Genomic DNA, 19,748 nt, shown 5'->3' with positions numbered 1-19,748 from the left:
GTCCATTACTAAAATCCGTGAGCTTTTCAGCCTACCAAATGTCCATTACGCCACACTTCTCACGAAGTATCGGCCCTTTTGGTTATCTTTGATTTTAGAAAAAAATAACCATGAACAAAGATAGTCATCTTACCGGACAGCAATAATATAAATAAAAACATGGGTCGTTTTGATTGCCAATTTATTCATCACTGAGATAATAATTTCATTTTTTATCTTGTTTTTATTTGTTGCTCTCGTAATTATCATGTAATTTTGCAGACAACCCCCATTGTTTGATAGATGGGTAAGACGTGTTTAACATATTAACCTTATAGCCTTTATTTGCCGAGAAGTTGGGCTCGATAAGATGAGAAATACTTTCTTTGTAAAATGGAGAATTGTCATTATATGATGAAAAACTATATTTTACTGTGTGTTTTTGCATTACTTTCTCTTGTTGCAAATGCGCAAGAACAACGTGATTGGCAACGATTATACGACGAATTGATGGTTTCGGAGGAGCAGGAGGGAATGATGAATGAGGAAAATTACGATTTATTGTCCAACTTAGCATCGCATCCCATCGACTTGAATAAGGCAACTCGCGAGGAGTTGGAGCAGCTTCCGTTTCTTACGGCTACACAGGTGGAAGACATTTTGGCTTACATTTATCAGTATCGTGGTATGCGGTCGGTGGGCGAACTACTGATGATAGAGTCGCTCGATGCTGTAAGGAGCGAACTTTTGAGTTATTTTATAACGATAAATATAGATGAACAGCAGCATTTTCCAGCACTATCAACAATTTTAAAACGTGGTAAGCACGATATAACTTTTACTATGAAAGTTCCATTTTACGAGCGGAAGGGCGATAAAAATGGTTATCTGGGCTATCCTTTTACGCACTCGTTACGCTATAAATTTGCTTATTCCGACTACTTTCAAGCTGGTTTTGTGGGTGCACAAGATGCTGGCGAACCTTTCTTTGCCCATAAAAATATGCTTGGATACGACCATTATAGCTTTTATATTGCTGTACGCAAATTGGGTCGCATAAAGTCTGCCGTTGTAGGGCGCTATAAAGTACGGTTCGGTCAAGGTCTTGTTATCAATAATGATTTTAATTTTGGCAAAACGATGAGTCTTCTTTCCCAAGGACGTTCTTATACAACAGTTCGTCCAAACACCTCACGTTCGCAAGCTAATTATATGCAAGGTGGTGCTACTACAATTGCTTTAACACACCATACAGACTTAACTGCTTTTGCATCTTACCGCAAAAGCGATGCAACGCTTAATAATGATGGTACAATACGAACATTGTTAAAATCTGGTTACCATCGTACCCCCACTGAAATGGAGAAGAAAAACAATATTTCTCAAACCACTTTCGGAGGCAACTTACAATGGAGTAATTATGGCTTTCGTGCTGGTCTGACAGCATTATACACACAATTCGACCGTCCCTTGTCGCCCAAAACTTCTCAAACCTATCGTGTTGATTATCCTGCGGGTTACGATTTTTGGAATATTAGTTTAAGTTACGGCTATATGAATCCACATTGGAGCGTAAATGGAGAGACTGCAATGGGAGGTAACGGATCTATTGCAACCTTGAATAACATATCATTTCAACCATCAAGACGGTTATCTGTAATAGGTATTCAGCGCTATTATGCTTCTAAATATTGGGCACTTCATGCCAATTCCTTAAGCGAAGGTGGACAAATGCGCAATGAAATGGGAATGCTAATTGGAGCAAACTGGACTGTAAACCGCTTTTTAACGCTCACGGCATATACCGATTATGCTTATTTTCATAAACCACGCTATCAAGCATCAATAGCAAGTAGTGCATGGGATAATTATATTTCGGGTGTTTACACCTATAAGAATCTTTCGTTTTTAGTTCGTTACCGATTTAAATTACGCCAAAAGGATAATAAAGACCACACCAAACTCGTCAATGAATATACGCAAAGAGCACGTTTTGCATTCATATATTCAGGACTGAACTGGGATTGTAAAACACAAGCAGACCTTTCTTATAGTAGAAATAAAGCCAACAGTTTTGGTTTTATGTTAAGCGAATTTGTTGATTGGCAACCTCTTCCGTGGTTGCAAACATCAGCAAACATTGGATATTTCCATACTACCGATTTTGCATCTCGCTTGTATATTTACGAGCGCAGCATGCTTTATAGTTTCAATTTTCCTACTTTTTATGGAGAAGGTATTCGTTGGGCGCTGTTAGCTCGTGCCAATTTGTACAAGAAATTAAATATTTTGCTGAAAGTTGGTACTACATACTATTTCGATCGTAAGCATATTTCTTCCGGTTTGCAGCAAGTAGACCGTTCAGATATGACTGATTTAGAAGTACAATTACATTGGAAGATTTAATACAATACACATATATTTTTAGAAAGTAGCAGACTTCTGAAGGCTGTATATATTAAAAAGAAAGCAGTTAGAAATATTGGTCTTTTACAAAAAAGCGATTTATCTTTTCTGTTTTTATTATTTTTTTATGTAAGTTTGCATTACTATTGTAATGGCACAACGAAATATTTTACCATACAAGATAAAAGCTTTGGTGGTATGGCTGCGACGAATGAAGTACATTCAGGGTTTTGGCATTCAGTCGCCATCAGCGTTTTCATTTGATAGAGAGGTGATAAATGACCACACTTTCTATCCCATTTATGCTGAATTGAGGCGAACTGACAAAACTTTAACGGCAGTAGAGCGCAAGAAAGCTCGTTTGTTGTATCGGATAAATCGTTCTATCAAAGCAGACAATTTCTGTTTTTGTCCTGCGATGTCAGCAGCTTACGAACGCTATATTAAGGCTGCGTGCGACAAAACATTGGTGGAAGAAGTGGGAGAGACAGATAAAACGAGCGTAAATGATAACCTTTGTCAGCGTAATATCTATTTTTTAACTGCAGGCGAACACTGTCAAAAATTTTATGAAACACTGCGAACTACCATTAACGAAGAAAGTCTTGTTATTGTAGATAGTATAAAACACAATGCAACGGCAAAAGCATTTTGGAAGCAAATAGTGGCTGACGAACGTGTTAGTTTTTCGTTCGACCTATATTATATAGGTATAGCCTTTTTCGATAAGCGACCTAAACAGAACTATATCATTAATTTCTAATTTATAAAGCGATATGAGTAAAGTATATACAAAGACCGGCGATAAAGGAACAACCAGTCTGATAGGAGGTACAAGAGTTAAAAAGAGCGATATTCGTATCAATTCTTATGGTACAGTAGACGAACTTAACTCGTTTGTTGGATTGCTTGCTACTTACGTAGAAGAGCAAGATACTACCGAACTTTTGGCTGAAATGCAGAACGTACTCTTTAATATTGGCTGTAATTTGGCCATGGGAGAGAACTTCAAAAAAGAAATAAAAGAGTCGGTTGTTGCAGATGTGCTCATAGAACACGTAGAGAAAGCAATTGACAGAATGCAGGCTGCAATTCCAGAATTGAAAAGCTTCGTTATTCCAGGCGGCAGTCGTTCAGCATCAATAGCACACGTTTGTCGTACAGTTTGTAGACGTGCAGAACGACTTATCATTGCTTTAGACGAAACTTCAGAGGTAGACAAGAATCTCATGGCATACGTCAACCGCCTATCTGACTATTTCTTTGTACTTTCACGTTATTTGAATAATATCGAGAAAGTTGACGAAAAAATATGGCAAAATCCTTGCAAATAAAAAATAAAATAGTATTTTTGCACGCAAAACAAACTAAAGTTAAAATTTATAAGCCTATGTATTGGACACTGGAATTAGCATCGAAGCTGGAAGACGCACCATGGCCAGCAACAAAAGAAGAACTTATAGACTATGCAGTTCGTTCTGGCTCGCCCTTAGAAGTTTTAGAAAATCTTCAGGAAATAGAGGACGAAGGAGATGTTTACGATAGTATTGAAGACATTTGGCCTGACTACCCTTCTAAGGACGACTTCTTGTGGAACGAAGACGAATATTAGTTAGTACATTAGAATAACGAGAACAACTCACCATTGAAGATAATCTATGGTGAGTTGTTTTTTGTTTATATTCTTTAGCAATCTTATTTTAATGAAAAATGCAATAATAAGCATAAACGGTCGTTATACATACGTGTTTAAACGCTTAACAATCATAATCAGCCTGTATTTGTTCGTCAGTGCTTCAGCATTGGCGCAATATGATGTTGCATTCAGCCATTATTGGGAAATGGAACCTTACTATAACCCCGCTTCTGTTGGAAAGGATAACCATCTCAATATAGTAGGTGCTTACGCCTTAAACTTCGCCGGATATAAGAATAGTCCACGGGCAATGTATGTAGGCGCAAGTATGCCATTATACTTTATGAAGCAGTATCATGGCGTTGGAGCGACCATACTAAACGACCAAATTGGACTTTTTACCCATCAACGTATTGCAGGGCAATATGCTTTTCGTAAAGAAATGTTTGGAGGAATGTTGGCAGGTGGAGTTCAGTTAGGTCTTATTTTAGAAAAATTCAATGGTTCTAAAGTTGATGTGGAAGATTCGGGAGACCCTGCTTTTATACAAACAGACGTAAATGGGCAGAGTCTTGATTTAGGCTTCGGATTGTATTATATACATAAGAATTGGTATGTTGGAGCATCGGTACAACACCTAAATGCACCACTTGTTGAGCTGGGGGAGAAGAACGAATTGCAGATAGATAGATCCTATTATTTGACAGGTGGATACAATATAAAACTGAGAAATCCGTTTCTAACTATACCAACCTCTGTTATGGCACGCTATGATGGTAACGGCTATCGGGCAGATATAACAGCACGATTGGTCTATACAAATGAGAAAAAAGTGCTGTACGGTGGTGCTTCTTATAGTCCTGGAAATTCTGTAACAGCATATGTCGGAGGCAGTTTCCACGGAATCAATGTAGGATATAGTTACGAAGTTTACACTGGAACTGCCGATATTGGTAATGGTAGCCACGAATTGGTGGTGAGTTATCAAACTGATATAAACCTTCAGAAGAAGGGACGGAATAAACATAAAAGCGTAAGATTTCTATAGAAACAAGATATGAAAATGAAAAAGAACATATTAACTCTTTGTCTTGGTGTTGTTATGCTCAGCACACTTTCTGGCTGCTTTGCTGGAAAATCGGCTTCGGTGCCAGGTAGAGGAGGTGAGGTTACTGGTGTTGGCGGTGGTAAATCGTTCCGCGAACCTACACCTTATGGCATGACTTTAGTAAAAAGAGGTTGGCTGAAGATGGGTCTTGCTGACCAAGATAGCCTTTGGGGAAAAACTACACCAGTAAAAGACATCTCTGTAGATGGTTTTTGGATGGACGAAACAGAAGTTACGAACTCTAAATATAAGCAATTTGTAGAGTGGGTTCGCGATTCTATCGTTCGTACACGTTTAGCCGATCCTGCTTATGGAGGCGATGAAACCTACATGATAACAGAGGATAAGAGTGGTAATCCTGTTACGCCTCACTTAAATTGGAACAAGAGATTGCCCAAGAAACCAAACGAAGACGAGATGAGAGCCTTTGAGAGTTTGTATACAACAAACCCTGCTACGGGAGAAAAGAATCTTGATGTGAAACAGTTAAACTATCGTTACGAAATATATGATTATACAGCGGCAGCACTTCGTCGCAATCGTTTGAATCCTGCAGATCGTAACTTGAATACTGATATAGAGGTTGATCCAGACGAGGTAGTAATGATTTCGAAAGATACGGCCTATGTGGACGATGAGGGAAATATACACAGAGAAACTATAAATCGCCCATTAACAGGACCGTGGGATTTCTTGAATACCTATATCGTAAATGTGTATCCAGATACAACTTGCTGGGTGAACGACTTCCGTAATTCTGATAATGAAAATTACTTGCGCAGTTATTTTTCCAACGATACATACAACGATTATCCTGTTGTAGGTGTTACTTGGGAGCAAGCAAATGCATTCTGTGCATGGCGTACCGAGTATTTGTTGAAAGGTTTGGGCAAGGAAGCACGCTTTGTTCAGCGTTATCGCTTACCAACTGAAGCAGAGTGGGAGTATGCTGCACGTGGAAAAAATCAAGATGAATTCCCTTGGGAGAATCAAGATGTAAAGAGTGGTAATGGTTGTTTCTATGCAAACTTTAAACCAGACCGAGGTAACTATACCAAGGATGGTAACCTTATAACCAGCCGAACAGGTATTTACAGTGCCAACTCGAATGGTCTTTACGATATGGCGGGTAATGTTGCAGAATGGACAAGTACCGTTTATACTGAGGCAGGAGTAAAGTCTATGAACGACTTAAATCCGCAGTTGGATTATAAGGCTGCTAAAGAAGACCCTTACCGACTGAAGAAAAAGAGTGTTCGTGGCGGTAGTTGGAAAGACCCTGAAAGCTATATCCGAAGCGCATGGCGTACTTGGGAATATCAAAATCAACCACGCAGTTACATTGGTTTCCGTTGTGTACGTAGCTTAGCAAGCTCTTCAAGCGAGGCAGCAAAAGAGGCAAAGAAAAGTAGTAAGAAAAGAAAAAAGAATAGAAAGTAACAATGACACAGTACAGCAAATACAACATTATATATCGTCTGCAGAAGTGGATTGATACAGTTGCAGGACAAACATTCTTGAACTATGGATATAGTTGGGGCGCCTCAGTCGTTATTTTAGGTGCATTGTTTAAGCTAACCCACCTTCCTGGAGCTAATATTTGGTTGTTCTTGGGTATGGGAACAGAAGTTATTGTGTTCTTCTTATCTGCTTTCGACCGACCTTTTGATAAGACAGATGATGGCAAAGAGCTACCTGTTCATTATGAAGAGGAGGAAGAAGAATATGCTGAAGCAAGTGCAAATGTACAGGGTAAAGTATCTTCTGTATATCAAACAGCAAACTCTACTGCTGCAACAGCTGAAGAAGTAGCCCGTCATACAATGCCATTGGCAGACCAAATAGCAGCGGCAGTGGTTAATCAGCAAAGCCAAGTTATAGCCAATGCAGAACAACAGACACCTGAAATGGTAGAAGCGCAAACTAATTATGTTGATGCATTGAAGAGTTTGACCGAGATGTTGGGTAAGGTAAACGACCAAAGTCAACGTCTTACACGTGACAGCGAGGAGATGGAAAATCTTAATCGTACCCTTACTGGTATTACAAAAGTATACGAAATGCAGCTGAAAGGTGCGAGTCAACAGATTGGAACAATTGATCAGATTAACGAACAGACTCGTAAGATGGCGCAACAGATAGAGCAATTAAACAAGGTTTATGCTCGAATGATAGAGGCAATGACTGTAAATATGCGTGTTGCATCGCCTGCTGTACCATCTCAACCTACAACAGAGGAATAGAATCTAACGTGCGAAGGTCGGTTCAAAGCGCAACAGACAAGGCCATATTTGGATATTTCAAGCAAATTGTATAAGTATGGCAAATCAGTTTAATAGCACAGCAAACAAGCGAATATAATAATAGAAAGAACTACATGGCAATCATAAAAAGAAAGGTTTCCCCCCGCCAGAAGATGATTAACTTGATGTATATCGTCCTTATGGCAATGCTTGCGTTGAACATTTCAACGGAAGTTCTTAACGGCTTTTCTATTGTAGAGGAGAGTCTAAATCGTACAACGGGAAACTCTTCCATGGAGAACCAAGCCATCTTTGAGGAGCTTGAGCAGATGATGCAGAAGAATCCAGAGAAGGTAAAGGAATGGTTTGCAATGGCTTCAAAAGTGCGAAATATGAGCGATTCGCTTTTTAACTACGCACAACAACTGAAGGTCGAGATTGTAAAAGAGGCAGATGGGAAAAATGGCGATCCGCTTAATATTAAGAATAAAGAGAACCTTGAAGCTTCAGGAATCGTTATGTTGGCTCCTGGAACTGGGCAAGGTCATAAGCTTTTCGAGGCAATTAATAGCTATCGCGAGCGTATTCTCCGTTTTGTAACAGACCCTTTGCAGAAGAAAATCATAGCAAGCAACCTATCAACTACTATTCCTGACCATTCATTAAATAAGAATTGGGAGGAGTATATGTTTGAGAATATGCCGACATCGGCTGCTGTAACTTTGCTTTCAAAGCTACAAAGTGATATTCGTTATGCTGAAGGAGAAGTTCTTCATGCTCTTGTAGCTAATGTTGGTCTAAAAGATTTACGAGTAAACAAGCTGCAGGCATTCGTTGTTCCAAGTCAAACTCGCCTTTATCCGGGTGAAACTCTCACTGCGCAGATGCTGATGGGAGCTGTCGATTCTACCCAGCAGCCACAGGTATATGTAAACGGACAGCTTATAAAAGGCAATACAATTACCCTGAAAGCAGGCGCCCCTGGTAAACATACCATAAGCGGTTATATGCTGATAAAGGATCTTGCAGGCAACGTAATACGCCGTAACTTCACACAAGACTATTGGGTTACTGGCGGACCAAAGCCTGAACGCTACATAAGTCCTGATGGAATGCAGAAGACGCCAGCCTCTGAAGGTATGGCAACCATCGCTGCAGACTTGATGAATGTACTTTATGCAGGTTTTGATAACCCTATAACCATCAGTATTCCGAATACCGGTCAGAACGATGTTCAGGCTTCAATGTCAGGCGGTTCGTTGGTATCGCGTGGTGGTGGTAAGTTTATTGCTCGTCCAGCGTCGGTCGGTAATCCTGTAACCATATCTGTTTCGGCGAAGGGAAGGAAGATAGGAGAGTACAAATTCCGCGTACGTAAGTTGCCAGATCCTGCTCCTTACATTGCTATGGGAGGCGATAGATTTAAGAGCGGAGCCTTGTCTAAAGCTGCTTTGATGTCGGCTACAGGTATACATGCTGCTATTGACGATGGATTACTTGATATTCCGTTCAGCGTAACAAGCTTCCGCACAGTGTTCTTCGACAATATGGGTAACGCAGTACCATTGGCAAGTAATGGCGCACAGTTCTCTGCACAGCAGAAAGAGCAGTTCCGTCATCTCAGCCGCAACAAGCGTTTCTACATAACAAATGTTGTTGTTCATGGTCCTGATGGTACAACTCGTACGCTCAACGGACGAAATATGGAAGTAATAGTACAGTAATAATAAAACGAAGATTCATTATTCGTTCTGCTTCGGAAGTGAAAACCGTAGTAAGAACAATTATTTAAGATACATAAAATGAAACGAATATTCTTGATAGTATGTGTTGCCGCAGTTGCAATGAGCACCTTTGCTCAGCCTGCTCGTCGTAGAGCAGAGCAACAACAGGGCACTCGTTCGAATGCGAACACCATAACAACGCGTGCGCAAATATCATTTCCAACCTCTGCTCCGATGGAGGAAGATGTGGTTTGGCGTCGCGACATCTATCGTGAACTTAATCTTACAGATGATGCAAACGCCGGTTTGTACTATCCAACTGAACCTGTTGGCTCTCAGATGAACCTTTTCTGCTACATCTTTAAGCTTATGATGTTGGGACCACGTAATGGCGGTATTAGTGCATACGAGTATCGAATGGATGGCAACGAGGTTTTTACCGACTCAGCACGCGTAAAGCCTTTGCAATTCTTAGATAACTATCACATCTATTATGAGCGTACCGATCGTGGCATTCGCCTTGACAACAGCGATATTCCATCAGCTGAAGTAAAGGGTTATTACCTAAAGGAGAGTGCCTATTACGACCAAGGAACCTCTACATTCCACCGCAAAGTCATTGCGCTTTGTCCTATTATGTATCGTTCAGATGAATTTGGTGATGGCGAAGTTAAGTATCCTTTGTTCTGGGTTAAGTATGATGATTTGGCACCATTCTTGTCAAAACAGACTATCATGACGAGCAATCTGAACAATGCTGCAACTATGAGTGTAGAGGATTACTTTACTATGAACCTCTATCAAGGTAAGATTTACAAGACTACAAACATGCTTGGCAGAACGCTTGCACAGTATTGTACAACCGATTCGGCTATGACAAAAGAACAAAAGAAGATAGAGAACGAGTTGAAAGAATTTGAGAAGAACATCTTTGGAAATGCGCAAAAGCGTGATAGTTTAGATAGTATTGCCGCTGTAAAACAAGACGTAAAGGCTGTGAAGAGCCGCACTCGTCGTTCAAGTCGCAGTACTGAAACCACAACAGCTCGCCCTTCTCGCCGTTCAACTTCTTCAAGCGGATCATCTTCTAATGCTGCTCGTGTCAGCGTACGACGCCAACGACATTAAGTAAAAATGAGAGTTAAAGAAGATTCGTAATTCATCTTTATGTCTCTGCAGTTTCTATTTTGGAACAGCTTGGGCATATCTTTAAGCTTTTTAATTATGAAGAAAATCGTTTCATTAGCACTCCTCTATGTAGGAATGTTTATTTCAACATCAGCTAATGCACAAGGTGTTAAGTTTGGTGTCAAGGGTGGTTTGAATGTAACTGATATGCATTTGAGTCCAGAACTATTCAGTCAGTCAAATCGTATAGGTGGCTTTATTGGTCCAACTATTAAGTTTACTCTCCCTATTATAGGTTTTGGCGTTGATGCATCTACCCTCTACGATTTCCGTGAGGCAAAGGTTGTCGACCCTTTCAACCAAGAAAAAACAATAAAGCAACAGCAAATTTCAATTCCTGTGAACCTTAGTTACTCTATCGGTTTAGGGCCAAGAGCCAGCGCTATCCTCTTTGCTGGTCCACAATGGAGTCTTAATATTGGCGAGAAAGAGTTTGATTGGTCAAAGGGTAGTAACTATTCTTTCAAGGATAGCAACTTCAGTATAAATGCTGGTGTGGGTGTTACATTCATGGATCACTTGCAAATTAGCGCGAATTATAATATGGCTATGGGCAAGACAGCAGACGTTAAGATTGGCGAAGCAGTAGAAAACGCAGCAGGACAGCTCATTGGTAAAAAGGCAAAGAGCCGTAACAACTCTTGGCAAATATCTCTTGCTTACTACTTCTAAGCAGGTAACACGTTATATTATCGAATAAACGGGTATGTCGATTTCACCTTTCGATGTACCCGTTTTTTTCGTTTCTATAAAGTCTTTATCTTCGTATCATTTCCTCTTTCTTTTCTTTATATTCACCATTGAAATTACTCTCATCTTGTAAAAAAATATGATTAAGAAATGGTAACAATTACTTTCGTATTTCAAAAGAGGTTGTTTTGCACGGCAATATAGGCCCTTTTGCACGGTAAAATAGGCGCTTTTGCATTGCAAAACAATGGGTTTTGTAACGCATTGAGCATAAGGTTGTTATGTGTTAGTGTGTTTTTGGAATTATATTTACATTTGATATAGGCGAGTAATTACCTTGCGAATCAATGAAAGGACACTGCGAGTACACCTCTAACGCCTATTTTTGGCTTCTAAATCCAGTAGAAACTCTTTTCTCCAAATGCCTCCTGCATACCCCGTCATCGTTCCATTGGTACCCACAACACGGTGGCATGGCACAATAATCGATATAGGATTGTTTCCCACTGCACCGCCAATGGCTTGAGCCGACATCTTATTTTTGCCCAGTTGTTGGCCTATTTGCTTTGCAAGAGTGCCGTAGGAGGTCGTTTCGCCATAGGGAATGAGCTGCAAATTGCGCCATACCTGCTGACGGAAAGCAGTGCCGATAAGACTTAAACGAGGTATGAATCCAGGCTGCTGTCCGTTAAAATAAGTGTCGAACCATAGCCTTGTTTCATCGAAAATCGGCAAATTGCAAACCTCGTGAGGAGCTTTCAAGATTAGTTGTAATGGTTCTTGCTTATCAAACCAGATTCCTGTCAATGCTAAACCATCGCTAACGAAAGTTAATTTACCCAAAGGCGACTCGTATATTTGTATTTTTTGCATTATGTGAAAATAAATTATTTATAGTGCAAAGATACAAAATAAAGTATTGTTGAATGAAAAATATAGTATCTTTGCAGCAATTTCTATCCGTTATTAAATCTTTACAATATGGACGTACACGAATTTAGACAGCTCGTTTTAGACGACCTTTTAGCTCGAAAGAACGCTAAGGGCGAGGCTGCTATTAGCGAAGAACAGGCAAAAGATTTGTTGAATGAACTCACAGACGACCAGTTGAGCGAAGGAATGTTATTTAATGAGCCGAAAGACGTGGCAGATATAATAATTCAAATAAAATAAATATGCAGATTAGAAAGATGTACAACACAAAGAAAAATTGGCGAAACGTACTCTATGGAGGCGTTTTTGCAACAGTAACAATGCTTGCAGCAGCGTGCGCAAGTAGTAATTCTACAACCCAAGGAGAGACTTTTAGAGACGATAATGTAACTATGCGTAGCACTTATCAGTTCAAAGATATGCATGGCGAACAGTTGTATGCTGCGAAGAAATATGGGGTTACACCTATCGAATCAAGAGCTGAATTAGAGGAAAATCAAAGAAGATTGAAGAAGGTTGAAACCACTAATCTCTATCTGATAGACCAATTGACTCACTCAGCACCTTACTTAACAAAGGGTGCCAAGAGTCTTTTGAAAGAGATTGGTAAACGTTTCCAAAAGGAATTAGACCGCCAAGGCTATCGCGAACACCGCATTATTGTAACTTCATTGTTCAGAACTCGCAGAGATGTTGAGGCACTCAGAAGAGTAAATAGTAAAGCAGGCGAAAATTCAGCACATATGTATGGCACAACATTCGACTTAAGCTACACTTGCTTTAACCGTATTGGAAAGACGGGAAAAGCTGTTAGTAACGAAGTTATGTGCAATATTTTAGGTAAGATTATCTACGATTTACGTGAGGAAGGCGAATGCTGGGCCATCTTAGAACGCGACCAACGTTGCATTCATGTTACGGTGAGAAAGATTTAATCAATAGCTTTTCTTTCTCTTAAGGTTAGTTCTGAAGACGACCTTAGTCGCCATTCGACTGCACGATAGGAGTTCAGAGCCAACCTTATTCTAATCGTAACGTAGCATCATTGGTAAACAATGCTGTAACAAGTGTAATATATTGGGGTAGGCGACCATGCTTGCCCCATTTCAATTCTATATCCAAAAGCTCTTGCGTAGTCTTGCTCAGGTCGAATCCAACAGCCTCTAACGAAACACGAACATCCTTCGGATGTCGACAAGGCTCACCGTCTATGCGCGAACAAGGCTTATCGCCGCAAAGCAAACACTGCGAACCAAGAAAGCAAATGCTACCAGGCGACTTGCGCTCATAGCCACGCAAATACGCCGAAGCCTTAACTAGTCCGTAGCGCATAGCCTTTCTACACACTACATCTAAAGCCTCTGGGGTATTTGTTTCGGCAAGTGTAGCCTCGTCGAAAGTCATTTTCGATCCTAGAATATGCGCATATTTGAACTTGTCAACAAACTCTTTTACATCAAATTCGCAAGGCGGACAAGTCCACGAAAGACCAAATTTAGGGCATTTTTTACACAATCCGAGAAACTTCTCCACATCTCTATATCCTGCAGCATAATCGCTAACAGGTATCATAGTTGTAACATGCGTCAGCTCGAAACCTTTGCCTACAGCATTTCCTACACTTGTTAAAGAACGTATTTCCATTGTTTTTCTATAATAATAGTTTTCTATCCAATGTGCTCTATATCACCTTTTGCGGTACGCACACTGCTTTTTAATCTTGTTCTTAGCTGTGTGCAAAAATACAATTCTTTATTGTAAATAGAGAAAGAACATAGTAGTTTTTGTATAGTCCTGCCTAAATAACTGTGTAGAGTCGGCGCGACGACATCCTTACAATGTGAAAATAATACAGAAATTCAGCTACTTAACCATTTCAAAAACACTTTATTCTCCTTGCTTTTGTAACTCAGAGATAGCATTCTTTTAGTTTTGACATTAAATAACAAATATCCTTTCATAAAGTTGCAGTTATCTATTTCTTTTTTGTAAATTTGCGGTATAAAAGCCTATTGATAGGTTCTATGAATTTCCTATGTTGGATTTTAGCTTTTTAGACAAGTCGTTTCTGCTTTCATTTTGAAGAAGTATAGCAGGCTATACGCCTGAAAAGAGAAAACAGAAGATGCCGAATAAGAGCGAAAAGACACAAAAAGTAGAACTGTTTTGTTATAAAACTACTACAACGTGGAATGCTAGAACATACCTGTACGGATAATTTCAAAGTTTCATTTTAAATATAAACAAAACATAATTATGTCATTTCTAACAAACGAGAAACTTGTTATCGTCGGCGCCGGCGGTATGATTGGTTCAAACATGGCGCAGAGTGTGCTTACATTAGGACTTACTCCTAACGTTTGTCTGTACGATATCTTTGAACCAGGATTGCATGGTGTGGCTGACGAAATTGCTCATTGTGGCTTCCCAGGTGCAAATGTAACTTGGACAACCGACCCAAAAGAAGCTTTCACAGGTGCTAAGTATATCATCTCTTCAGGTGGTGCACCTCGTAAAGAAGGTATGACTCGCGAAGACTTATTGAAGGGAAACTGTCAGATTGCTGCAGAGTTTGGCGACTACATCAAGCAGTATTGTCCAGATGTTAAGCACGTTGTTGTTATCTTTAACCCTGCTGATGTTACTGCGCTTACAGCTCTTATCCACTCTGGTTTAAAGCCAAACCAACTCACATCATTGGCTGCTCTCGACTCAACTCGTTTGCAACAAGCGTTGGCTTTAGAGTTTGGTGTTCAGCAAGACAAGGTTACTGGCGCACACACTTATGGCGGACACGGCGAACAAATGGCAGTATTCGCTTCTAAAGTGAAGATTGATGGCAAGCCATTGTCAGAGATGAATCTCAGCGATGAGCGTTGGGCAGCAATCAAGCACGACACTATTCAAGGTGGTTCACGCATTATCAAGCTCCGTGGTCGCAGTTCTTTCCAAAGCCCAGCACACAACGCTGTTAAGATGATTGAGGCTGCAATGGGTGGCGAAAAGTTCACATTGCCAGCCGGTTGCTATGTAAACGACGATCGTCTTGGCTTCAAGAACGTAATGATGGCTATGCCAACAACCATCGATAGCACTGGTGTTCATTACGAATTGCCAACTGGTACTGATGAAGAAATGGCATCATTGAAGGCTTCTTATGAGCATCTTTGCAAGATGCGCGAAGAGATTGTAGGCCTTGGAATCATTCCTCCAGTTGCTGAATGGAAGGCTGATAACGCTAATCTCTAATGTAAATAGCCCGCAACCATTAGGTTGATGGCATGCAACAATAAGGGTGGGTGTATCAAAGCGAACTGCAAACGTGTAGTTTAAGCTTTGGTACATCCACTTGTTTTTATGCGTATTTGTTAACAATAGCGTACGAATCTTAATATGTTATCCATTTTTTTATTATCTTTGTATCCATAAGTGGCACCGATAGATGCGTTGTATTGCAAACCGCTATCGATGAAATGGTAGAATTTTATAGTAACTTTAAAAATATAATAAGATTATGGCATACTGTTCTAAATGCGGTTCTCCGCTCGCTGAGAATTCTAATTTCTGTCCTCAATGTGGCGGTTCAAACGAACAACAACCTCAGCAAGATAATTTTGAAGAATCTGAAAAAGGAAAGATTTTCAATGTTTCTAAGAAGGCTTTACGTATTATAATCCCTCTTTTAATACTTGCTGTGCTTGGCTTTACATGTCCTGACAAGAAGCAACATATAGATGCTATCCATACAGAACTGATGGATTATATAAAGAAACAGGAAGGTAATGAAACTGCAATGTTCGCTTCTTTGGGCGCAGGACTAATAGATAAGGTGCTCGCTGCAAAGCTTGACGTGAACAATTACGTTCTTTTTAGCACAGGTTCGCTTGAAGATAGCGGAAGTAGCAAGACTGTTTCGTTTGGCATTTTAGGTCATGTTTTCACCTTTGGGCTTGATAAAGATGTTTTGGGAAATATGGATAAGAAAGGGAAAACTACTGCTCTTTAAAGACTAATATTATTAAAATAGAATGAGATACAAGCTGTTTGCAGTTTTGTCTGCCACAGTTTTCCTATTTACTTCTTGTTATAGGCAGCATGAAAAGAAACTTCTTGCTGCCTATATTGATACATTGTCGATGCACAATGGCGACCTTATCTTTCGCGAAGGAAACAGTATTGAAAGTAAAGTTGTGATGACGTTAGACAGCAGTAGCTACTCTCATGTGGGATTGCTCTGTAAGTCTGATGGTGTATGGAAGGTTGTTCATGCTGTCCCCGGAGAGTCTGATGACAATGTAGACATCGTGAAAATCGAGCCTGTCGGTGCATTCCTTCACCCCGAAAGATGTACTAAAGCAAAGGTTGTTCGTGTGTCCTACGATACTAATGTTGCTGAAAAGGCTGTTCAATATGCTTTAAATAAGGTGGGGTATCCATTTGATGACGATTTCAATACGGCTGATACAACTAAGTTTTATTGTACAGAACTTGTTTGGAAAGCATATCTTTACGCTGGTATTGATATTTCAGAAGGTCGAAAACATAACATTAATGTGTTAGGTATTCATAAGTCTTGCCTTCTACCTTCAGATATAATGGTAGGAAAAACAATAAAAAACACCAAACCGAAATAGTTTGGTGTTTTTTTATTTCTTATACTTATTGCTTCTTTTTTATTGCTAATAGGTTTACCTCCGTCTTACTTTGGTAGGACGAATCTAGTTCGTTTACATCTTTACTGCCTATCAAAAAAGCGTATTTCAAGTAGGTTACGATTCCTTCCTTGTTATATTTATATTCGTCTTCCTGTATTACTGCTATTCCCAAATCAAGGATATCTTCGAAACTTTCATCCTCGCTTTCATCGTCAGATTCTTCTAAGAACTCCTCTCCAGGGTTATTTTCGGTTACTATCTCCTCCCCATTTAGAAAGTCTATATTGGCTTTCAGCCATGTTGTACCGTCGCCCATACGTGCTATGATATACTTTGTTGTAACCGAATCAACTGTTTCCGACTTGCCTTCTATTAGTGGTTGACCATAGTATTTAAACAAAGCTGGGATTTCATCGAATACATCTGTAATGCTGAATTTAGAGGTCAAGCTTTCCATTATTTGCTTTTTTTCATCAGCAGTTGGCTTTCTTTTCATTGTCTTATTGACCAGATGAGTAGCCATTGGAACCAAACTATTCGCAAGAGCCTTATCAACTTCGTCTTTATTATTGACATCTAAGAGGCGGCCAGCCCTATCAATGGTAAGTAGGATAGGGATTTTCAATATATCTTGAGTAAGGAATTTCTCTACTTGACTGATACCAACGAATTCCTTTCGTACTTCTTTGTCAATCTTAAAGTTGGTCTCTTTTAATAAATAATCGACCTTAAAGTTTCCTTCCCTGTCCTTTTCCTTTATTATTAAATAGAATTTTCGGCTAAAATCTTTGCACGCTAACATGTCATCAGCTTGCTCTTTGTTTTTAGATTGCTGCACTTCATAGAGGAGCGTATCGCCTACTTGGAACTTAGGCAAGATTGTAAAAGTGGATTGTCCCCATGTTGATACAACTGCTAAAAGGCCAAAAAGTAAAAGTAAAGTAAGTTTCTTCATTTCAATTTTAATTATTTCTTTTCTTTAATCGTCATAGAATTATGTTGGTTCAAAGTTACTACATTTCAACAATTCATGCAAGAAAATAAATCAGCTTTTATACGGATAAGAATAAAATAGCGTACGGAAGAAACCATATAACATCTTGTTCTAATCCTCGCATAATTACACAAATGAAGAAAAATCGTGCAAGTTAATTTGGTAGAAAAGAACAATTAATATAACTTTGTAGTCAATTTCGCAAATATTTATACAACAAACGTTAAATTATGAGACTGAAATCACTACCTCTAATGTTAGTTTTTCTTGCCCTATCGTCAAGTGTTAAGGCTGGCGGATTGCTAACAAATACAAATCAAAGCATTGCTTTTTTGCGTAGTCTTGCACGTAATGGTGCTATCGGAATAGATGGAGTTTATTCCAATCCAGCTGGTGTTGCGTTTTTACCAAACGGACTTCATATTTCGTTCAACGTACAAAACGCTTATCAAACCCGTACGATCAACTCTGGATTGACCATTCCTGCACTGCAAGGCAGTCCTTACCATCAGCCTTTCAAGCTGAACGGAGGCAACAAAGATGGTATCAAGAAATTTAAAGGAGAAGCTTCTGCACCCTTTGTTCCATCGTTCCAAATTGCTAAGAACTACGATAAATGGGGCTTCCAAATGGGTTTCGGTATTGTAGGTGGAGGCGGTAAAGCTACTTTCAATGGTGGTTTGCCATCGTTCGAACGTCAAATTGCGATGATTCCTGGTATGCTTGCAAGTCAAGGTCGTACCACAACCGAACCAGGATATAGTGTAAGTAGCTATATGCACGGCCAGCAATACGACTTCGGTTTGCAGCTCGGTGCAACCTATAAGATAAACGATAAGCTTGCTGTTTATGGTGGAGCACGTTTCAATTATATCTATAATAAGTACGAAGGTAATATTGTGAACATCTCAGCCAATATAGATGGAAAGATGGTAAACCTATACGACTACTTCGGTACAAAGGCAAATGCGATGACACAGCTTGCTATTCAAAACACACAAATGGCGGCACAGGCTACCGATCCTACCGCAAAAGCACAGTATGAAGCTGCTGCAAAGAAGTATCAAGCAGGCGCAGACCAGTTGAATAAAACCAAAACACAGTTTGCAGACCGCTACTTAGACTGTACACAACGTGGCTGGGGAATCACTCCTATCATCGGTATCGACTATAAAACAGGTCGTTGGAACCTTGCAGCACGCTACGAATTTACAACTAAATTCAACATTGAGAACAACACAAAGCGCGACGATACTGGACAATTTCAGAATGGAGTGAACACTCCTAACGACCTTTCTGGTCTATTATCGTTAGGTGCTCAATACGAAGTATTAGACAATCTGCGTCTCTTGGCAGGCTTTCATTACTACTTCGACAAGGACGCTCGCATGGCAAATAACAAGCAACGCCTGCTCTCAAGCAACACTCGTGAGTATCTTACAGGTATAGAATGGGACATAAAACCAGGCATTACAGTAAGTATGGGTGCGCAACGTACACAGTACGGACTTGGCGATGGCAGCTATTTGTCGGACCTTAGCTTCGTAACAAGCAGCTATAGCTTTGGCGTTGGTGCTAAAATTAAGGTGGCAAAGAATGCAGATCTTAATGTAGCATACTTCTTTACAAAATATGAAAAGTTCAATAAGGAGTATGAAACAACAGCAAAAACTGGCACTCAAGAGGTGAAAATGCTGAACACAGACGAGTTTACACGTACCAATAAAGTGTTCGGTGTCGGACTCGATATCACCCTTTAATCGGGCATACTTTTATTACTAATAGTTCAACGGGGCTGTAGGAAACTTCCTACAACCCCGTTTTTTATATTAAGAAATAAGGTAGGTGCATGTCGATAATTTTACTTTAAAACCTCAATAAAAGAGTGTGACCAGTGTTTATGAATCGCTGAAAAGGAGTAAGAAATTCCCTTTGGTTTTGTAAAGAAAATGGTAAAGGAAAGTGAAAGAATTGGTTTAGCGTTCCAAAAGAGCCTATTTTGCAACGCAAAACAGGCACTTTTACATTGCAAAAGAGGCTCTTTTGCAATGCAAAACAATGAGTGTTGCAATAACTTAATAATAAGATAGTTACAAGAAAACTACGCTTTGAAAAAACTTTTACATATATTTCGCAGTTCTGGCGTAATGGACATTTGGTAGGCTGAAAGCTCACGGAACGCTTTTATTTAC

General features: G+C 39.7%; 19 protein-coding genes. 16 read left to right on the top strand and 3 right to left on the bottom strand.

The genetic code is table 11. The features are described from left to right. Window positions 1-393: 393 nt before the first annotated feature. The 10 genes from HXN26_RS08860 to HXN26_RS08815 all read left to right on the top strand — a co-directional run bounded on the left by HXN26_RS08860 (window position 394) and on the right by HXN26_RS08815 (window position 10,956). A complete protein-coding gene (locus HXN26_RS08860) occupies window positions 394-2,385 on the top strand; it encodes a ComEA family DNA-binding protein (protein WP_273160737.1) in 1,992 nt (663 codons plus the stop codon). 151 nt (window positions 2,386-2,536) lie between these two features. After that, entirely contained in the window at window positions 2,537-3,148 is a 612-nt protein-coding gene (locus tag HXN26_RS08855; protein ID WP_273160735.1) for a hypothetical protein, read from the top strand. A gap of 13 nt (window positions 3,149-3,161) precedes the next feature. Continuing rightward, a complete protein-coding gene (locus tag HXN26_RS08850) occupies window positions 3,162-3,719 on the top strand; it encodes a cob(I)yrinic acid a,c-diamide adenosyltransferase (RefSeq protein WP_025001322.1) in 558 nt (185 codons plus the stop codon). 56 nt (window positions 3,720-3,775) lie between these two features. Then, complete coding sequence (locus tag HXN26_RS08845; RefSeq protein ID WP_025001321.1) at window positions 3,776-3,997, top strand: DUF2795 domain-containing protein; 222 nt, start codon at window positions 3,776-3,778, stop codon at window positions 3,995-3,997. Window positions 3,998-4,130: 133 nt separating this feature from the next. Continuing rightward, a complete protein-coding gene (locus HXN26_RS08840) occupies window positions 4,131-5,069 on the top strand; it encodes a PorP/SprF family type IX secretion system membrane protein (RefSeq protein WP_444543843.1) in 939 nt (312 codons plus the stop codon). 9 nt (window positions 5,070-5,078) lie between these two features. After that, window positions 5,079-6,569, top strand: a complete 1,491-nt coding sequence (porK, locus tag HXN26_RS08835; protein WP_025001319.1) for a T9SS ring complex lipoprotein PorK/GldK — start codon at window positions 5,079-5,081, stop codon at window positions 6,567-6,569. A 2-nt stretch (window positions 6,570-6,571) separates the two neighbouring features. Further along, on the top strand, window positions 6,572-7,372 hold the full coding sequence (gene porL / locus HXN26_RS08830; protein ID WP_273160729.1) for a type IX secretion system motor protein PorL/GldL: 801 nt from the start codon (window positions 6,572-6,574) through the stop codon (window positions 7,370-7,372). A 134-nt stretch (window positions 7,373-7,506) separates the two neighbouring features. Continuing rightward, window positions 7,507-9,096, top strand: a complete 1,590-nt coding sequence (gene porM / locus HXN26_RS08825; RefSeq protein ID WP_273160727.1) for a type IX secretion system motor protein PorM/GldM — start codon at window positions 7,507-7,509, stop codon at window positions 9,094-9,096. Between the two features lie 78 nt (window positions 9,097-9,174). Further along, window positions 9,175-10,224, top strand: coding sequence for a type IX secretion system ring subunit PorN/GldN (gene porN, locus HXN26_RS08820; protein WP_025001316.1), 1,050 nt, complete (start codon window positions 9,175-9,177; stop codon window positions 10,222-10,224). Window positions 10,225-10,320: 96 nt separating this feature from the next. Further along, complete coding sequence (locus HXN26_RS08815; protein WP_273160724.1) at window positions 10,321-10,956, top strand: porin family protein; 636 nt, start codon at window positions 10,321-10,323, stop codon at window positions 10,954-10,956. 390 nt (window positions 10,957-11,346) lie between these two features. On the opposite strand, the gene HXN26_RS08810 is transcribed toward HXN26_RS08815, so the two are convergent. Beyond that, window positions 11,347-11,847 (bottom strand): methylated-DNA--[protein]-cysteine S-methyltransferase, encoded by a 501-nt coding sequence (locus HXN26_RS08810; protein WP_273160722.1) that lies wholly within the window; start codon window positions 11,845-11,847, stop codon window positions 11,347-11,349. 108 nt (window positions 11,848-11,955) lie between these two features. Here HXN26_RS08810 and HXN26_RS08805 point away from each other — a divergent pair, with 108 nt between their 5' ends. Next, on the top strand, window positions 11,956-12,147 hold the full coding sequence (locus HXN26_RS08805; RefSeq protein ID WP_273160720.1) for a hypothetical protein: 192 nt from the start codon (window positions 11,956-11,958) through the stop codon (window positions 12,145-12,147). Between the two features lie 2 nt (window positions 12,148-12,149). After that, a complete protein-coding gene (locus HXN26_RS08800; protein WP_273160718.1) occupies window positions 12,150-12,842 on the top strand; it encodes a DUF5715 family protein in 693 nt (230 codons plus the stop codon). Window positions 12,843-12,927: 85 nt separating this feature from the next. Here the strand turns inward: HXN26_RS08800 and HXN26_RS08795 are convergent, their stop codons facing one another. Continuing rightward, complete coding sequence (locus HXN26_RS08795; RefSeq protein ID WP_273160717.1) at window positions 12,928-13,551, bottom strand: DUF2284 domain-containing protein; 624 nt, start codon at window positions 13,549-13,551, stop codon at window positions 12,928-12,930. A 612-nt stretch (window positions 13,552-14,163) separates the two neighbouring features. Here HXN26_RS08795 and HXN26_RS08790 point away from each other — a divergent pair. The 3 genes from HXN26_RS08790 (at window position 14,164) to HXN26_RS08780 (ending at window position 16,541) form a co-directional block, all read left to right on the top strand. Further along, window positions 14,164-15,156, top strand: coding sequence for a malate dehydrogenase (locus HXN26_RS08790; protein ID WP_273160716.1), 993 nt, complete (start codon window positions 14,164-14,166; stop codon window positions 15,154-15,156). A gap of 265 nt (window positions 15,157-15,421) precedes the next feature. Next, complete coding sequence (locus HXN26_RS08785) at window positions 15,422-15,913, top strand: zinc-ribbon domain-containing protein (protein WP_025001309.1); 492 nt, start codon at window positions 15,422-15,424, stop codon at window positions 15,911-15,913. A gap of 22 nt (window positions 15,914-15,935) precedes the next feature. Next, entirely contained in the window at window positions 15,936-16,541 is a 606-nt protein-coding gene (locus HXN26_RS08780) for a YiiX/YebB-like N1pC/P60 family cysteine hydrolase (RefSeq protein ID WP_273160714.1), read from the top strand. A gap of 25 nt (window positions 16,542-16,566) precedes the next feature. On the opposite strand, the gene HXN26_RS08775 is transcribed toward HXN26_RS08780, so the two are convergent. Continuing rightward, window positions 16,567-17,517, bottom strand: coding sequence for a hypothetical protein (locus HXN26_RS08775; protein ID WP_273160712.1), 951 nt, complete (start codon window positions 17,515-17,517; stop codon window positions 16,567-16,569). A gap of 269 nt (window positions 17,518-17,786) precedes the next feature. On the opposite strand from HXN26_RS08775, the gene HXN26_RS08770 reads away from it, so the two are divergent. Further along, a complete protein-coding gene (locus HXN26_RS08770; protein WP_273160710.1) occupies window positions 17,787-19,316 on the top strand; it encodes a hypothetical protein in 1,530 nt (509 codons plus the stop codon). Window positions 19,317-19,748: the final 432 nt, after the last annotated feature.

This window comes from Prevotella aurantiaca (genome assembly GCF_015262605.1).
GTDB lineage: Bacteria > Bacteroidota > Bacteroidia > Bacteroidales > Bacteroidaceae > Prevotella > Prevotella aurantiaca.
The sequence above is the reverse complement of the archived record's forward strand: the minus strand, read 5'-3'. Positions and strand labels throughout refer to the sequence as shown.

Coding starts and splice junctions, on each gene's coding strand:
- HXN26_RS08815 (WP_273160724.1), top strand. CDS start 10,321: ATGAAGAAAATCGTTTCATTAGCACTCCTCTATGTAGGAATGTTTATT.
- HXN26_RS08855 (WP_273160735.1), top strand. CDS start 2,537: ATGGCACAACGAAATATTTTACCATACAAGATAAAAGCTTTGGTGGTA.
- HXN26_RS08795 (WP_273160717.1), bottom strand. CDS start 13,551: ATGGAAATACGTTCTTTAACAAGTGTAGGAAATGCTGTAGGCAAAGGT.
- HXN26_RS08860 (WP_273160737.1), top strand. CDS start 394: ATGAAAAACTATATTTTACTGTGTGTTTTTGCATTACTTTCTCTTGTT.
- porN (WP_025001316.1), top strand. CDS start 9,175: ATGAAACGAATATTCTTGATAGTATGTGTTGCCGCAGTTGCAATGAGC.
- HXN26_RS08810 (WP_273160722.1), bottom strand. CDS start 11,847: ATGCAAAAAATACAAATATACGAGTCGCCTTTGGGTAAATTAACTTTC.
- HXN26_RS08850 (WP_025001322.1), top strand. CDS start 3,162: ATGAGTAAAGTATATACAAAGACCGGCGATAAAGGAACAACCAGTCTG.
- HXN26_RS08785 (WP_025001309.1), top strand. CDS start 15,422: ATGGCATACTGTTCTAAATGCGGTTCTCCGCTCGCTGAGAATTCTAAT.
- HXN26_RS08800 (WP_273160718.1), top strand. CDS start 12,150: ATGCAGATTAGAAAGATGTACAACACAAAGAAAAATTGGCGAAACGTA.
- HXN26_RS08775 (WP_273160712.1), bottom strand. CDS start 17,517: ATGAAGAAACTTACTTTACTTTTACTTTTTGGCCTTTTAGCAGTTGTA.
- HXN26_RS08770 (WP_273160710.1), top strand. CDS start 17,787: ATGAGACTGAAATCACTACCTCTAATGTTAGTTTTTCTTGCCCTATCG.
- porL (WP_273160729.1), top strand. CDS start 6,572: ATGACACAGTACAGCAAATACAACATTATATATCGTCTGCAGAAGTGG.
- HXN26_RS08845 (WP_025001321.1), top strand. CDS start 3,776: ATGTATTGGACACTGGAATTAGCATCGAAGCTGGAAGACGCACCATGG.
- HXN26_RS08805 (WP_273160720.1), top strand. CDS start 11,956: ATGGACGTACACGAATTTAGACAGCTCGTTTTAGACGACCTTTTAGCT.
- HXN26_RS08780 (WP_273160714.1), top strand. CDS start 15,936: ATGAGATACAAGCTGTTTGCAGTTTTGTCTGCCACAGTTTTCCTATTT.
- HXN26_RS08790 (WP_273160716.1), top strand. CDS start 14,164: ATGTCATTTCTAACAAACGAGAAACTTGTTATCGTCGGCGCCGGCGGT.
- porM (WP_273160727.1), top strand. CDS start 7,507: ATGGCAATCATAAAAAGAAAGGTTTCCCCCCGCCAGAAGATGATTAAC.
- porK (WP_025001319.1), top strand. CDS start 5,079: ATGAAAATGAAAAAGAACATATTAACTCTTTGTCTTGGTGTTGTTATG.